The sequence below is a fragment of the Sideroxyarcus emersonii genome, assembly GCF_021654335.1.
GTDB lineage: Bacteria > Pseudomonadota > Gammaproteobacteria > Burkholderiales > Gallionellaceae > Sideroxyarcus > Sideroxyarcus emersonii.
In genome coordinates this window covers 1,931,790-1,944,975 of the sequence record NZ_AP023423.1, presented here as the reverse complement: position 1 = coordinate 1,944,975, position 13,186 = coordinate 1,931,790, and the positions used below count along the sequence as shown (strand labels likewise).

Sequence of the window (13,186 nt, the reverse complement as noted above, 5' to 3'; positions counted from 1 at the left end):
CCGGGCAGGCTGGCTCAGAATCCCATTGCCGATGAGCACCGTACGCATCCCCGCCGGCCCGGTCGAACTTGATGGCGAGTTGGTCCTGCCGCCGGGCGCGAGGGGCGTGGTGCTGTTTGCGCATGGCAGCGGCAGCAGCCGTTTCAGCCCGCGCAACACTTATGTGGCGGGGGTGTTGCAGCATCGCGGCATCGGCACATTGCTGTTCGACCTGCTGACCCGCGAAGAAGACCGCGATTACGATACGCGTTTCGATATCGCACTGCTTACGCGGCGGTTGCTGGCGGCCACCGCATGGCTGCAGGGCGACCCCGGGACGCAGGGGCTGCGGCTCGGCTATTTCGGTGCCAGCACGGGAGCGGCGGCGGCCTTGCAGGCGGCCGCGGAGATGGGCGGCAGGATCGCCGCGGTGGTGTCGCGCGGCGGACGTCCCGACCTGGCCGGAGAACGGGCGCTGGCGAGCGTGACCGCACCGACGCTGCTGATCGTCGGTGCCGACGACTACGGCGTGATCGAGTTGAACCAGCAGGCGTATGGGCTGATGTCCTGCAACAAGGAACTCATCCTCGTCCCAGGTGCGACGCACCTGTTCGAGGAGCCGGGCACGCTGCAACAGGCGGCTGGCGCAGCTGCGGAGTGGTTCGCAGCCCACCTTTAGGAGCTGCTACGCCATCGCTCCCAGCAGCTTGATGACCTCGCCGTCGCTGACCTGCGGGAACGACTGGTAGAACTGTCCCACCGCATAGAACATTTCCGGCGCACTCAGGCATACCACTTCGTCGGCATACGGGCGCACCTTGTCCAGCGTATCCGGCGGGGCCACCGGCACGGCGCAGACCAGTTTCAGCGGATGTTTCGCGCGCAGCGCATGCAGGGCGGCGATCATGGTGGAACCGGTGGCCAGGCCGTCGTCCACCACGATCACGATGCGTCCAGCCGGGTCGAGCGGCGGGCGCACCGGGGTATAGCTGGCACGGCGTTCGCGCATCACCTCAAGCTGGGCCGCCTTCTCGGCATCGATGTATTCCTGGCTCCCTGCCACGTGCTTTGCATAGTCGCCGAGGTAGGTCCAGCCGGTCTCGTCCACCGCCCCGATGGCGAACTCGGGATTGCGGGGCGCACGCAGCTTGCGCACCAGCACGACGTCCACTTCCCCCTCCAGCGCATCGGCGATGATCCGGCCCATCGGCACGGCGCCGCGCGGAATCGCCAGTACCAGCGGATGGCGGCCGCGATATTGTCCCAGTGCGGTTGCCAGCTGCCGTGCAGCGTCATCGCGATCGCGAAACATCATCATGGTCTTCTCCTTGCCAATCTGCCTGCGTCCGACAGGCCATGCAGGCTGGACGGCAACCGCACCGCAATGTGGTCAGGTGTGCAGATGCTTGTGCCTGGATTTTGCCGGTTCCGATGCCTGGCAGGCGCGACGGTAAGCCAGCAAGGTACGCTGTGCCCGACCCAGCACGCTGCCATGCGGATAGTTGCCGGTCGCATTCGCGACGCCTGCAGGCAGGCCGGTGAGCAGTTCGATGCCGGCGCTGACGTGTTCCGCAGTATGGATGTGGAACAGGCCTTGCTCGACGGCCTGGATGACCTTGCGTTCCAGCATCAGGTGGCGGCGGTTGCGGTGCGGGATCAGCACTCCCTGCCTGCCATCCAGCCCGGCGGTCGTGCACACGCGGAAGTAGCCTTCGATCTTCTCGTTGATGCCGCCGACCGGCAGGACTTCGCCATGCTGGTTGACCGCACCGGTCACTGCGATGCCTTGCCTGATCGGCACGCCCGACAGCGACGAGAGCAGGGCATAGAGTTCCGCGCAGGATGCGGAATCGCCTTCCACCCCTTCATATTCCTGCTCGAACACGATGGCGGCGTTGAGCGCCAGCGGTGCGTTGTGGGCGAACAGTGCGGAGAGGTAATTGTTGAGGATGAACACGCCCTTGTCGTGGATCGGCCCCGACATTTCCACTTCGCGCTCGATGTTGAGCAGGCCGTCTTCGCCGGCATGGGTGCGCGCGGTGATGCGGACAGGGAAGCCGAAGCGGTAGTCCCACAGGTCCACCTGGGTCAGTCCGTTGATCTGGCCCACTTTTTCGCCTTGCACCGCGATCAGCACATCGCCTTCGGCGATGGCCTCCTGCAGCCGCTGTTCCGGGTAGTCGTGGCGTTTCGTGCGCGCTGCCAGGGCGGCCTCGACGTCGGCCGCTTCGACCAGTCGGCCTGCGCGGGCGCGGCATAGTGCGGCGCTTTCCATCACCAGCGACTCGGTACGTCCGAAGATCGCGCTCTGGCGCGACTGGTCGTCTACTTCGCGGTGTCCGTCCTCCAGCAGCTGCGCGACTGCGGCGGCGGAGAAATGCGGCAGCCCGAGCCGGCGGCAGGCGTGCGCAACGAAGGCCGCGGTCGCACGGCGCGTCGCGGCGCTGGACGAGAAGCTTTCCGCGAAATCCACCTTGACGGCGAAGTGGCGTGCGAATTCCGGATCCTCTTCCTGCAGTTCGTAATATTGTTCGCGCGAACCGACCAGCACGATCTTGATGTCGACGTCCACCGCTTCGGGTTCGAGCGACACCGTTGCAATGGGGGTGAATGCGGTGCCGGGCTCCTCGATCTGCAGCCTGCCGCTGCGCAGCAGGCGCCGCAGTTTTTCCCACACCAGGCCGTCGCTCAGCAGGTCGCGCAGATGCAGCATGAGGAAGCCGCCATGCGCCTTGTGCAGGCTGCCTGCGCGGATGCGGGAGAAGTCGGTCACCAGCACATCGTTCTCGGACTGGTATTCGATGCTGCCGAACAGCGAGCGGAACAGGGGGTTGTCTTCCACGATCACCGGTGCGCCGGCGAGGCCGTCGTTGTCGACCACCAGGTTGACCCGGTAGCGGGACAGCACCTTGAGCAGCGCTTCCTGGCGGATGTCGTCTTCCGCATCCAGTGCCTCAAACAGCTCGATGTTGCCGAGCACGTCATGCATCACCTGTTCCAGGTAGGTGCCGAGCTTGACCGAGTCCTTGATCTGTTTCTTCAGGCCGTTGCGGATCTCCTGCAGCTGCATGTCGAGCAGCGGCTTCACGGCCTGGCGCCGCAACGCGGCGAGGGCTTCGTCCTTGATGCGCTCCATCGCGCCGGTCTTCTCGAAATAGCGGGCGATCTCGACGCGCAATTCCTGTTCGGCATGATCGATGGTGACACGGTTTTCCTTCGGCAAGGCCAGCATCTCCTCTTCGGTCAGCGTGTGGCCCCTGGCATCGCGGTAGGTGAATACCAGGTGCCCGCTTTCGCGATGCAGCGTGAACATGCGGGCTTCGGCGTAGGCATCCAGTTCCGCATAGACTTTCGCTTCTTCGGTCTTGTAATTGTCCTCGATGCGCTTGCTTTCGGATTTGAACTCCTGGCCGTTCAGGCATTGCGGGATCTGCTTCTGCAGCGACTTCATCATCTGCGCCATGAACTGGCGCAGCAGGCGTCCCTGGCCGGCGGGCAGGCGCAGCGCGCGCGGACGCTCCGGTGCATCGAAGTTGTACAGGTAGCACAGGTCGGGCGGCACCTGCCGGTTTGCGGCGGCATCCTGCATGGCGCGCTGGAGCAGCGAGGCGCGGCCGCTGCCGACCTCGCCCAGCACGAACAGGTTGTAACCGGGCTGGTCCATCTGCAGGCCGAAGCGGGCGGCCATCTCGGCGCGCTCCTGGCCTATCCACGGCAGTTGCTGGTCCAGCAATTCGGAAGTGTCGGAGAATCCGAGGGTGGCGGGATCCACCGTGAGGCGGAGCTCGGCGGGGGACAGGGTCAGGGTCGGCATGGCTGGTTTCCGCAGTATCGGGTTCGCATATCGAACGCTCTCGTGTGGGTTCGATTAAACGCCATATGCGGCTCCGCGGCAACCGCGATTTGCGAAACTGCCACAGGCCTTCCATTGGGGCAAAATAGGCATAGAATGAAAACAGCCCGTATCGTGGAAGGAGGACACCATGTACCAACGCATACTGATTCCGGTCGACGGCAGCGAGACTTCCGAGTGTGCATTGCAGGAAGCGATCAAGCTGGCGCACCGCGAAGCGCGTTTGCGCCTGGTTTACGTGCTGGAAGAGATTTACCTGCTCGATGCCGAAGGCTATGCGTATATCGATTTCACCTCCTTGCAGGCGGCCATGCGGAACACCGGGGAGCGCACGCTGGCGCTGGCCCTTGAGCAGGTGAAGCAGGCGGGGTTGTCGGCCGAGACCGCGCTGCTCGAAGCCAAGGGCGAGCGCATCGCCAGCGTGATCGAGAGCGAAGCGCGCCATTGGCCTGCCGACCTGATCGTGATCGGCACGCATGGGCGTTCCGGACTGAACCGCCTGCTGCTGGGCAGCGTTGCCGAAGGGCTGGTGCGCGTGGCAACCGTGCCGGTGCTGCTGGTCCGTGCGGAGTGATGCGGAATGAAGCATATGCGCCGCCGGCTGCATCAAGCGGGCAAGGGAGGGAGCCATGACCACGACTGTAACCATTCCTGAGACACCGCCGGATTATGACCATACCCGCGTATTCGAGCGGCCGGACGGCTTTTACTGGCAGGACAAGCGAACCGAAGAATTGTATGGGCCCTTCCCGACCCTGCTGGGGGCAGTCGAGGATATGCAAGCAAGCGGCGGCGACGATTATGAAGAGGGCGAATCGCTACAGGAAGCGGAATCGGAGATCGGCATCTCCGACTGGATAGATCCGGAAACCGGCGAACCGGCAGAAGGATCGACGCCGCACCGCAACGACGAATGATGGCGTGCAGGATGGCGCCGCTTCTTCAGGTATATCCGTTGTGCCGCTTCCGGCCGGGTGTGAGCAGGGTCATACCGGGCACGGCATGACACTCAAGCACATCGTCTTCGTGCCGGGCAAGAATCCCAAGCCGCGGGCGGCACAACACCGTGAATTGCTCTGGCGCACCCTCATCGAAGGAGTGCGGCGTGCCGACAGCCAGGTCGCGGAGTCGTTGCAATCCGGCCGGGATCGATTCCACCTGGTCAGCTGGAACTACCTGTACTACCACAAGTACAAGGACATTACCCGCGAGATTCCGTGGATCGACGCGCTGATCAACAAGCATGGCCCGACCGCACAGGATATCCGGCAGGCGAGTTCCTGGGAGATACGCATCAGCAGCTTTGTCCTGAACATGGTGGATCATGTGCCCGTGCTGATCCGCTTCCTGCCCGAGGATGCGCGCAGCACGGAGCAGGAGATCAAGCGCTACTTCAACAATGGCGACGGCGTGGCCGCCGACATGCGCAAATTGCTGAAACACATCGTGCGTCCCCTGCTGGAGAAACGGGAGTCCGTGCTGCTGATCGGCCACAGCCTGGGATCGGTGATCGCCTACGATGCGCTATGGGAGCTGACGCATCAGGAGAAGCTGCAAGGAAAGGTGGACTTCCTGACCATCGGCAGTCCGCTGGGGATGCACTATATACAGCGATCCCTGATGGGCATGAATGGAGGGCGTCCCAGGAGCTATCCCGGACTGATCCGGCATTGGGTGAACGTGGCGGCGGAAGGCGATCTCGTCGCCATGGGGCGCAAACTGCACGACAGCTTCGGTGCGATGCTTGAGCTAGGGCTGGTCGACTCGATCGATGACCACTGCCAGGGGATCTACAATTTCTTCTGCACCAACGAAGGCCTGAACAGCCACCGCTCTTTCGGTTACCTGGTGAATCCGGCGGTGGGCAGCATCATCGCGGACTGGTGGAAACGGAACTGAATGCCGTTCTGTCCGCGATGCACTCAGTCGAGGAACGACTCGGCGGGCAGGTAGTCCATGCCGAACGCTTCCGCGACCTTGCGGTGGGTGACCTTGCTGTTGATGATGTTGAGACCGTTCAGCAATGCCGACGATTCCTTGAGTGCCAGCCGGTATCCCTTGTTCGCCAGTTTCAGCACATAAGGCAGGGTGGCGTTGGTCAGCGCCAGCGTCGAGGTGGTCGGCACGCCGCCGGGCATGTTGGCCACACCGTAATGGACCACGCCGTCGACGATGAAGGTCGGGTTCTCGTGCGTGGTCGGGTGCGTCGTTTCGATGCAGCCGCCCTGATCGACCGAGACATCCACGATCACTGCGCCGGGGCGCATGGTCTTGAGGTCTTCGCGGCGGATCAGCTTGGGGGCGACGCCGCCGTGTATCAGCACCGCACCGATGATCAGGTCGGCATTGGCGATCTGCGCCAGCAGGTTGTGACGGTCGGAGAACACCAGCTGCACGTTGGCCGGCATGACGTCGCTCAGATAACGCAGCCGTTCCAGCGAGATGTCGAGGATGACCACGCTTGCCCCCATGCCGGCGGCGATCTTGGCTGCATTCACGCCGACCACGCCGGCGCCGAGTATCACCACCTTGGCCGGCGGCACGCCGGGCACGCCGCTCAGCAGGATGCCGCGGCCGCCGTTCAGCTTCTCCAGATACTTGGCGCCTTCCTGCACGGCCATGCGTCCGGCCACTTCCGACATGGGCGTCAATAACGGCAGTTCGCGCGACGGCAGCTCGACCGTTTCATAAGCGATGCAGATGGCACCCGAGGTCAGGTGCGCGCGCGTCAGCTGCTCGTTCGCGGCAAAGTGGAAATAGGTGAAGATGACCTGGCCGCGGCGGATGCGTTTCCATTCCGGCTCGATCGGTTCCTTCACTTTCACGATCATGTCGGCTGCCGCCCATACCGCATCGGCATCCTTGCCGATCTGCGCACCGGCTGCCTGGTATTGCGCATCGCTGAAACCGCTGCCGAGTCCCGCGCCCGTTTCCACTATCACCGTGTGGCCGGCTGCTGCCAGCGCTTCTGCTCCGGCGGGGACGAGCGAGACGCGGTTCTCGTTGGTCTTGATCTCTTTGGGGATGCCTATCTTCATGTGCGCTCCTCTGTGCAGTGGGATGGGGCCGGCCGGGCATGGCCACGATGCTTAAGGTACATGAGTCGTACCGTCTTAGCCAGTCCGGGCGGACGGTGCGGGACCCGGAGGGAAGTGAAGCCGCAAGCGGGATGGGGGCAGTTTGTCGCGTACGGCGGCTTCGTCCCGCCAGTGAGCGGCTCAGTCTGGCTGCCCGAAAAAACGGATCGTATTGCGTCCCGCCATCTTGGCCCGATACATCGCATCGTCTCCCCACTTGATCAGGTCGTCCGGGCTGCCCTGGTGGTCGGTGAACACCACTACGCCGATGCTGGCCGTGCAGTTATGCTCGACGTCGGCGACCGTTTCATCCGAGTGGGCGAGCGTGAACCGGTAGGGGCCGGCGATGGCGGCGAGGATTTTCTCCGCCACGGTGCGGGCGAGCGCGAACGATGCGGACTGGTCTTCTCCCAGGTCGTTCAGCATCACCACGAATTCGTCGCCGCCGAAACGCGCAACGGTATCCGTCTCGCGCACGCAGGCTTGCAGCCTGGTCGCCGCTTCCATGAGCAGCAAGTCGCCGACCACATGCCCGTGCAGGTCGTTGAGCGGTTTGAAATTGTCCAGATCGAGGAAGATCAGTGCGGCGTAGCTCTTCTTCCGCTTGCTCGCGGCGACGGCCTGTTCCAGTCTGTCCAGCAGCAGGCGGCGATTGGGCAGTTCGGTGAGCGAATCGTGGAAGGCCAGTTGCCGTATCTGTTCTTCCATCTTCTTGCGTTCCGCCACTTCTGCGGATAGCTGGTCGTTCAGGGCGTTGATCTCGACAAGGCTGCCGCTGATCTCGTTGAAGCGGTATGACAGCGCCAGCGCAAACAGCGTCGCCTCGATCACCATGCCGAATTCGAGCGCGTGGTAGGTGACCGCGTTGAACGGTATCCCGCCCCATACCGCCAGCGTCGTGCTGCCGGCGCCGAGCATGCCGAAGATGGCCGCGATGAGGAAGTAGCGGCCGGATGGCCGGCTGTTCCGTATGGTGAGCAGGCCGAGCAGCACCATCGACACGCTGAACAGTGCGGCAAAGTTGAAGGCGACCAGTGCGGCGGCGAGCTGGCTGTCGAGCAGGATGCTGATCGCAATGGCCGCCAGTCCCGCGGCGGCGAACGACTGGACGAAGCGCAAGACACGCGGGGCATGTTCCTTGAGGGCCAGGAAGCGGCTGGCGAACAGCAATCCGCAGCAGCCGTAGATCACCATCGCGACCAGGATCGCATAGCGTTGCACTTGCGGCCGGTCCGGCCACAGCCAGGCAAAGCCATGTCCGGTATAGCAGGCGATCAGCACGACCAGGCTGACCAGGTATACCGCGTAGTAAAGGTGGCTGCGTTTGCGCAACCCGAAGAACAGGGTCGCGTTGTAGGCGGCAAGCGCCATCATGAAGCCGAAGATGAAACCGTAGCTGTAGTGCACCCGCTGCTGCAGTTCCCTGGCCTGTTCATCCGTCAGCAACTCGATGGGGAAGATCAGCGGGTCGGTCGAATCCACGCGCAGGAACAGATCGCTCCGGCCTGGCGCAAAGCCGGGAGACAGGATGTAGCCTATTCCCTGGCTGAGCCCCGGAGCTTGCGCAAGCTCGTCGCCGGTCTGCCAATTGAGCGTGGGCTGGCCGTCATGTACCAGATAGGTGTCGATACGATCCGTCCAGGTCGTGCCCACGGCCAGCTTCAGCGAGATGGGGGCGGCAGTGGGGTTGATCAGCGCGAGGTGCAGCCATCGCGGTTTGCTGCCGATTCCTTGCGACAGTATCGGCTGGCCGCCGGGGTGGAACTTGCCTTCGTGCAGCAGCGCTTGCGCCTCCGCCAGGCCAAGCGCACGTCCTTCTTCAACGTACAGGTCGGTCCAGCCGCCCAGCGAACCCGCCGGCAATTCGTTCAGCGACAGCGGTTGCGCATGCGCCAAACCGGCGGTCATCGCCAGCAGGCAAGGCGGGAGCAACAGTCGGCAAAGTGTGTTGAACACGGGGGATGCGAATCGGGTGAACATTTCAGCTAGTTTGTGTCTCGGCAATCCAAGGGACCCGATCCCGGATCACGGGCAGGCAGACCGTACCCTAGCGGTGTACACCGGGTTTGTCTATCTTTTAAAGCGTCATTGATCGCACCGAGAAGTGCGGCTTGACGCGTGTATCGGGAGTAACCCCCTGAGTGCCGCCTGATTTTTGCTGTCGTGGAGGAAGCCGCTCTTCCGGCCGGCTGACTTCAGAGCACCGCAGCCAGCCTGATTGCGATGAAGGCGATTGCAACGGTGACCGTGACCAGCCAGGCAGGGGCGATCCATTTCCAGAACCACCTGAATGCATCGATGGCAGGCGACTCTACCAGGGCGACCCATTTGGCCCTGGCCCGGTGCGGAAACCAGATCGCGATCGAGATGATCAGCGAAAAATAATAGAAGCCGAGGAACAGGGCGAGTATCGCGGTAAGGATGATCATCGGTACTAAACTCATGGTCGTTCTTCCTGGGGGTGATGGGTGATTGGCCGAATGGGTAGATCCGGCAACGAATCCGCCCGGCGAAGTTTCATTTCGTCTGCTGCTCCATCGCCTTGCGTTGTTCCTCGTCCTGCTTTTGCGCAGCGGGATCGACGGTCCTGGCCTTGTCGAGCGTATCCCGCTGTTCCTGGAACAGCTTGGGCGCAGGCGGATTGTCGTTCTGTCCGCATGCGCCGAGCAGCAGGACTGCGCAGAGGATTGAAGCGGTTCGGCAGGTCATGATGGATTCCTTAGTCGTTGTTCGAATACAGCCTGGCCAGCAGCCGGTCGAAGGCGGCGCTGCGCTGTGTTTCGGTCTGGTTGAGGATGCCGTTCTGTTGCAGGACGGCGATGAGTTTGCGCGGCGCGACGCGCTGGTCGCCGACGATCTCGACATGGCCGGCCTTGACCTCGACGTTTTTCACCGGCTGGGCGCGGTCGACGGGCGGGTAATACTGTTCTTCCAGGCTGAAGGTATAGTCTTTGGCCCTGCAAGTGCCATCCTCGTTGCGGTAGCAGGCATCGCGCTCGTCGGTGTCGATCTTGAGGTAGGAGCTTACCTGCTTGCGCAGGTCGCCCGGCTGGCGGATGAAGTCGGAGGCGGAGGTGATCTCGAACCATTTGTCGCCGCTGATGATCTGGCAGACCTGTTTCACCATCCCCAGCGTCGCGATGCGCCAGAGCAGAGAGGGCGAGCCGCATGTTTCGGCCGAGGCGATGCCCGAGAACGGGCCGGATATGGTGACCAGCCGCAGTTGCGCCTCCTGGTCTTGCATCGGATCGGGGCGCTCTGCGACCAGCGCCTTGCGCGAGATCAGCGCGCCCTGGCTGTGGCCGATGACGGTGATCTGTTTGTTGCGCAGATGCCCGGCCAGGCTGTCGAGCGAGGCGGCCAGTTGCGCCGAGCTGCGCATCAGGCTGTCGCGGTCGTCGTAGTCGAAGCAGGCAGTCTGCTGGCCGTTGAACGCCATCACTTCGGCCAGTGCGCGGAAATTCCCGGTGGAGCCGCGGCAGCCATGCACCAGCACCGTGACGGGCTGCTGCGAGTTGAGATGCAGCGTGCGGTCCGGATTGTTGGTGCATGGCCCCAGATGGGGGATCGCCAGGTCGAGGTCTGCAGGCGGCAACCTCGATTGATCGAAGGTCAGCAGCGACGGATCGGTGCGCTCGCTGGCGCAGCCGGCCAGGCCGAGCAGAGCGCATGTTGCTGCGATGAGGGCGAGGGATCTCATGGGTTCAGTCGCTGGGGAGGCTTGCGCCGATGGGGCGGGCGAAGATCTCGTCGACGCGGTTCTTGTCCATGTCGACCACCTCGAAGCGCCAGCCGTTCCAGTCGAAGGTCTCGGCCTTCTTCGGGATGTGCCCCACGGCTGTGATGACGAAGCCGCCTACGGTGTGATAGTTGCCCAGTTCTTCTTCGGGCAGTTCGGTGAGGCCGAGCTTTTCCTTCATCTCGTCCAGCGGCAGCAGCCCGTCCAGCAGCCACGATCCGTCTTCGCGCTGCACGGCAAGCGGCATTTCATCCACCGAGCTGGGCACGTCGCCCACGACGGACGAGAGCAGGTCGCTCATGGTGACCAGTCCCTCGGCTTGGCCGAATTCGTTCACCACGACGGCGAGGTGCGTCTTCTGGGCGCGGAAGAATTCGAGCACGCCGATCAGCGACTGGGTGTTGGGGATGTAGTGGATGGCGTGCGTCGGCAATTTTCCGAGATCGAGCTGCTCGTTCTCCAGCAGGTGCTGCAGCAGTTCCCGGCTCTCGATGTAGCCGACCAGCTGGGTGAGCCCGCCCTTGCAGACGAGGAAGCGCGAGACGCGCTGGGTCTTGATCTTCTCCAGGTTGACCTGGCTCGGCGCCTGCAGGTCGAGATAGATGATGTCGTTGGCGGGCGTCATCACGCTGGCCACCTTGCGGTCGTCCAGGCGGAACACATTGCCGAGCAGTTCGCCGGAAGTCTCGTCCAGGCCGCCGTCGCGCCGTCCGGCGGCGATCATGGCGCGGATCTCGTCGGCAGCCAGGTATTCCGCGCTTTCCTTGAACGGAAACAGCGCGAGTATCTTTTCGCTCGCCACCGACAGCGCCCAGATGAACGGACGGTTCAGCCTGGCGAACAGCGCCATGAGCGGGGCGAGCGCGGAGGCGATGGTTTCCGGCCTGGCCAGCGCGATGCGCTTGGGGATGATCTCGCCGACCACGATGGTGGCGAAGGTGATGCTGCCGACCACCAGCAGCAAGGACAAGGGGTATTTGGCGAAGGCGAGTGCGCCGGTGCTGGATTCAATGGCGGATTCGATGCGCGGCACCCACATCGATTCGCCGAACACGCCGAGCAGGGTGGCCAATGCGGTGAGGCCGATCTGCGTTGCGGCCAAAAGGCGGGAAGGCTGGTTGCGCAATTCGGCGGCGATGCGGGCCCCCTCGTTGCCGGCCTCGGCCATCTGCGCGAGGATCGCGGTGCGGCTGGCACCAATGCTCATCTCTGACATGGCGAAAAAGCCGCTGAGCAGGATCAGCAGCACGAGTATCCAGATTTCCATGCGATCTCCTTGGACGGGAGGTTAAATTTTGCCGTTATCTTGGTCGTGGCCGTGTTTCTTGTAAAGCAGGCCCATGAGGCCCGCCATCAACAGCCCGAACACGAGAATGATGATGTTGAGGTGGAGCTCGAGTTTCTCCATCAGTGCGTAGAGGCCCAGCAGGAGGAAGATGCTGATGTTCTCGTTGAAGTTCTGCACGGCGATGGAACGTCCTGCACCGATCAGCAGGTGGCCGCGGTGCTGCAGCAGTGCGTTCATCGGCACCACGAAGAAACCGGCCATCATGCCGATGCAGATGAGCAGCAGGATGGCGAGCAGGGGATTGGTGATCGGGATCATCACCAGTACCATCAATCCCATGCCGATGCCGACCGGCAGCACGTTCACCGCGTGTTCCAGCTTGACCAGGCGCGCCGCCAGCACCGCGCCGATGGCGATGCCCACGGCGAACCAGGCGATCAGTTTGGCGGCTTCACCGATGCTGTAGTGCAGCGCGATCGCTGCCCACGACAGTACCAGCAGGCGCAGCGTCGCCCCCGCTCCCCAGAACAGCGTGGTGACGGCCAGCGAAACCTGTCCCAGCGGATCCTTCCACAGCAGCGTGAAGCAGTGCCAGAAATCCTTGAGCAGGAACAGCGGGCTGCGGCTGAACGGCTTGTGTTCGATGGGCACCAGCGGGATGTAGAGGTTGAACAGCGCTGCGATCAGGTAGATGAAGAAGATGATGAAGATGGAGAGTTCCGGCGGCGTCACCTGCAGCGGGACGTGCATGTATTGCAGCAGCGACGTGGCGATGCTCGGCGTGATCAGCATGCCGCCGACCACCGCTCCCAGGATGATGGCGCTGACCGTCAGTCCTTCCATCCAGCTGTTCGCCCATACCAGCCTCGCCGGGGGGAGGTACTCGGTGAGGATGCCGTATTTGGCAGGGGAATAGGCCGCCGCGCCGAAGCCGGCCAGGCCATATGCCAGCAGCGGGTCGATGCCGGCCAGCATGGCCAGGCAGCCCGCCATCTTGATCGCGTTGCTGATGAACATCACGCGCCCCTTGGGCAGCGAGTCGGCAAACGCTCCGACAAACGGCGCAAGCAGGATGAACGACACGATGAAAGCCTGCTGCAGCACCGGCGTGTGCCAGCTCGGCGCATGACCCTGCTTGAGCAGGGCGATGGCGGCAAACAATAGGGCGTTGTCGGCGAGCGCGGAGAAAAACTGTGCCGCCAGGATGGTGTAGAAGCCGCGATTCACTATAGGTTTATCGTTTGAGGGAC

The 13,186-nt window shown here is 63.2% G+C and carries 13 protein-coding genes; 4 read left to right on the top strand and 9 right to left on the bottom strand.

The features are described 5' to 3' along the window. Nucleotides 1-31: 31 nt before the first annotated feature. Nucleotides 32-658: a dienelactone hydrolase family protein gene (locus L6418_RS09330; protein WP_237246649.1), complete on the top strand. Its 627-nt coding sequence runs from the start codon at nt 32-34 to the stop codon at nt 656-658. Between the two features lie 6 nt (nt 659-664). Here the strand turns inward: L6418_RS09330 and L6418_RS09325 are convergent, their stop codons facing one another. Both L6418_RS09325 and L6418_RS09320 read right to left on the bottom strand, forming a co-directional pair. Beyond that, nucleotides 665-1,294, bottom strand: coding sequence for a phosphoribosyltransferase (locus L6418_RS09325; RefSeq protein WP_237248723.1), 630 nt, complete (start codon nt 1,292-1,294; stop codon nt 665-667). Between the two features lie 75 nt (nt 1,295-1,369). Beyond that, on the bottom strand, nt 1,370-3,793 hold the full coding sequence (locus L6418_RS09320; protein WP_237246648.1) for a Lon protease family protein: 2,424 nt from the start codon (nt 3,791-3,793) through the stop codon (nt 1,370-1,372). A gap of 169 nt (nt 3,794-3,962) precedes the next feature. On the opposite strand from L6418_RS09320, the gene L6418_RS09315 reads away from it, so the two are divergent. The 3 genes from L6418_RS09315 (at nt 3,963) to L6418_RS09305 (ending at nt 5,731) form a co-directional block, all read left to right on the top strand. Beyond that, nucleotides 3,963-4,406 carry a universal stress protein gene (locus tag L6418_RS09315; protein ID WP_237246647.1) on the top strand — a complete coding sequence of 148 codons (444 nt, stop codon included), beginning with the start codon at nt 3,963-3,965 and terminating at the stop codon, nt 4,404-4,406. A 55-nt stretch (nt 4,407-4,461) separates the two neighbouring features. After that, complete coding sequence (locus L6418_RS09310; RefSeq protein ID WP_237246646.1) at nt 4,462-4,749, top strand: hypothetical protein; 288 nt, start codon at nt 4,462-4,464, stop codon at nt 4,747-4,749. 85 nt (nt 4,750-4,834) lie between these two features. Then, nucleotides 4,835-5,731: a hypothetical protein gene (locus tag L6418_RS09305; RefSeq protein ID WP_237246645.1), complete on the top strand. Its 897-nt coding sequence runs from the start codon at nt 4,835-4,837 to the stop codon at nt 5,729-5,731. 23 nt (nt 5,732-5,754) lie between these two features. Here L6418_RS09305 and ald read toward each other — a convergent pair whose 3' ends face one another. From ald to lplT, 7 genes are all read right to left on the bottom strand, one after another. Continuing rightward, the gene (gene ald / locus L6418_RS09300) at nt 5,755-6,870 is read right to left on the bottom strand and encodes an alanine dehydrogenase (protein ID WP_237246644.1); all 1,116 of its coding nucleotides are present in this window, start codon (nt 6,868-6,870) and stop codon (nt 5,755-5,757) included. A 180-nt stretch (nt 6,871-7,050) separates the two neighbouring features. After that, a complete protein-coding gene (locus tag L6418_RS09295) occupies nt 7,051-8,865 on the bottom strand; it encodes a diguanylate cyclase (protein ID WP_237246643.1) in 1,815 nt (604 codons plus the stop codon). A gap of 239 nt (nt 8,866-9,104) precedes the next feature. Then, entirely contained in the window at nt 9,105-9,353 is a 249-nt protein-coding gene (locus tag L6418_RS09290) for a hypothetical protein (RefSeq protein WP_237246642.1), read from the bottom strand. Between the two features lie 73 nt (nt 9,354-9,426). Continuing rightward, nucleotides 9,427-9,618 carry a hypothetical protein gene (locus tag L6418_RS09285; RefSeq protein ID WP_237246641.1) on the bottom strand — a complete coding sequence of 64 codons (192 nt, stop codon included), beginning with the start codon at nt 9,616-9,618 and terminating at the stop codon, nt 9,427-9,429. Between the two features lie 10 nt (nt 9,619-9,628). Further along, the gene (locus L6418_RS09280; protein ID WP_237246640.1) at nt 9,629-10,609 is read right to left on the bottom strand and encodes a triacylglycerol lipase; all 981 of its coding nucleotides are present in this window, start codon (nt 10,607-10,609) and stop codon (nt 9,629-9,631) included. A 4-nt stretch (nt 10,610-10,613) separates the two neighbouring features. Next, nucleotides 10,614-11,915, bottom strand: a complete 1,302-nt coding sequence (locus L6418_RS09275; protein ID WP_237246639.1) for a hemolysin family protein — start codon at nt 11,913-11,915, stop codon at nt 10,614-10,616. Between the two features lie 21 nt (nt 11,916-11,936). Next, nucleotides 11,937-13,163, bottom strand: coding sequence for a lysophospholipid transporter LplT (lplT, locus tag L6418_RS09270; RefSeq protein WP_237246638.1), 1,227 nt, complete (start codon nt 13,161-13,163; stop codon nt 11,937-11,939). Nucleotides 13,164-13,186: the final 23 nt, after the last annotated feature.

Coding starts and splice junctions, on each gene's coding strand:
- L6418_RS09330 (WP_237246649.1), top strand. CDS start 32: ATGAGCACCGTACGCATCCCCGCCGGCCCGGTCGAACTTGATGGCGAG.
- L6418_RS09325 (WP_237248723.1), bottom strand. CDS start 1,294: ATGATGTTTCGCGATCGCGATGACGCTGCACGGCAGCTGGCAACCGCA.
- L6418_RS09320 (WP_237246648.1), bottom strand. CDS start 3,793: ATGCCGACCCTGACCCTGTCCCCCGCCGAGCTCCGCCTCACGGTGGAT.
- L6418_RS09315 (WP_237246647.1), top strand. CDS start 3,963: ATGTACCAACGCATACTGATTCCGGTCGACGGCAGCGAGACTTCCGAG.
- L6418_RS09310 (WP_237246646.1), top strand. CDS start 4,462: ATGACCACGACTGTAACCATTCCTGAGACACCGCCGGATTATGACCAT.
- L6418_RS09305 (WP_237246645.1), top strand. CDS start 4,835: ATGACACTCAAGCACATCGTCTTCGTGCCGGGCAAGAATCCCAAGCCG.
- ald (WP_237246644.1), bottom strand. CDS start 6,870: ATGAAGATAGGCATCCCCAAAGAGATCAAGACCAACGAGAACCGCGTC.
- L6418_RS09290 (WP_237246642.1), bottom strand. CDS start 9,353: ATGAGTTTAGTACCGATGATCATCCTTACCGCGATACTCGCCCTGTTC.
- L6418_RS09285 (WP_237246641.1), bottom strand. CDS start 9,618: ATGACCTGCCGAACCGCTTCAATCCTCTGCGCAGTCCTGCTGCTCGGC.
- L6418_RS09280 (WP_237246640.1), bottom strand. CDS start 10,609: ATGAGATCCCTCGCCCTCATCGCAGCAACATGCGCTCTGCTCGGCCTG.
- L6418_RS09275 (WP_237246639.1), bottom strand. CDS start 11,915: ATGGAAATCTGGATACTCGTGCTGCTGATCCTGCTCAGCGGCTTTTTC.